The 1,620-nt window shown below is 65.6% G+C and carries 1 protein-coding gene and 1 pseudogene; both read left to right on the forward strand.

Annotation, left to right across the window (positions count from 1 at the left end; translation table 11 throughout):
• Window positions 1-107 (forward strand): annotated as a pseudogene (locus SFU54_RS05355) (succinate dehydrogenase); the annotation flags it as partial.
• Window positions 108-121: 14 nt separating this feature from the next.
• The coding region (sdhA, locus tag SFU54_RS05360) for a succinate dehydrogenase flavoprotein subunit (protein ID WP_319015266.1) at window positions 122-1,620 on the forward strand (1,499 nt) is incomplete at its 3' end.

Below are 1,620 nucleotides of genomic sequence, written 5' to 3' on the forward strand. Positions count from 1 at the left end.
CAGCAGTTCTGCTGGTGCTGGGCACTCTCGTGCTGACCACTTTCGACCCCTGCCCGGCCGGGGCCGACCCCGAGCTCGTCGCTTCGTTCTGTGAGGACATCCTGTGAGTAGCACTGAGACCGTGACCACGCCGAGCGCCCCTTCGGCTCCCGTGGTGCACCAGCACCAGTTCGACGTCGTGATCGTGGGCGCCGGCGGCGCGGGCATGCGCGCGGCGATCGAGGCGGGCCCGAACGCGAAAACGGCCGTGATCTCCAAGCTCTACCCGACGCGCTCGCACACGGGCGCGGCGCAGGGTGGCATGGCGGCCGCGCTTGCCAACGTCGAAGAAGACAGCTGGGAGTGGCACACCTTCGACACCGTCAAGGGCGGCGACTACCTCGTTGACCAAGACGCGGCCGAGATTCTCGCGAAAGAGGCGATCGACGCGATCATCGATCTCGAGAACATGGGCCTGCCGTTCAACCGCACGCCCGACGGAAAGATCGACCAGCGCCGCTTCGGTGGCCACACGCGGGACCACGGAAAAGCTCCCGTGCGTCGCGCGTGCTACGCGGCCGACCGTACGGGCCACATGATCCTGCAGACGCTCTTCCAGAACTGCGTCAAGCTCGGCATCGAGTTCTACAACGAGTTCTATGTGCTCGATCTCGTCATGAACGAGGGCAAGGCAGCGGGCGTCGTGGCCTACGAGCTCGCGACGGGCGACTTGCACGTCTTCCACGCGAAGAGCGTTGTCTTCGCCACGGGTGGCTTCGGCAAGATCTACAAGACCACCTCGAACGCTCACACCCTCACGGGTGACGGCGTCGGCATTATCTGGCGCAAGGGCATCCCGCTCGAAGACATGGAGTTCTTCCAGTTCCACCCGACCGGGCTCGCCGGCCTGGGCATCCTTCTCACCGAGGGCGCGCGCGGTGAAGGTGCGATTCTGCGCAACGCCAGCGGAGAGCGATTCATGGAGCGCTACGCCCCGACCATCAAAGACCTCGCGCCGCGCGACATCATCTCGCGCTGCATGGTGCAAGAGGTCGCTGAGGGCCGCGGCGCCGGGCCGAACAAGGACTACGTCTTGCTCGACTGCACCCACTTGGGTGCCGAGGTGCTCGAGACCAAGCTGCCCGACATCACCGAGTTCGCCCGCACCTACCTCGGTGTCGACCCCGTCGTCGAACCGGTGCCCGTCATGCCGACGGCCCACTACGCGATGGGCGGCATCCCGACCAATATCAAGGCGGAGGTGCTGAGCGACAACGACACGGTCATCCCCGGCCTCTACGCCGCGGGCGAGTGTGCGTGCGTCTCGGTGCACGGCTCGAACCGACTCGGCACGAACTCGCTGCTCGACATCAACGTGTTCGGTAAGCGCGCCGGTCGTTACTCGGTCGAGTACGCGAACAGCGCCGAGTTCGTGCCACTGCCTGCCGACCCGGCGAAAGAGGTTCGCGAGCTCGTGGAGCGCCTGCGCACATCGAACGGCACCGAGCGCGTCGCGGCGCTGCGCAAAGAGCTGCAGGAAGAGATGGACAAGAACGCGCAGGTGTTCCGCACCGAAGAGAGCCTCGAGAGCGTGACGAAGACCATCCAGTCGCTGCGCGAGCGCTACCAGAACATCGGTAT

The organism is Microcella sp., assembly GCF_033763155.1.
Lineage (GTDB): Bacteria > Actinomycetota > Actinomycetes > Actinomycetales > Microbacteriaceae > Microcella.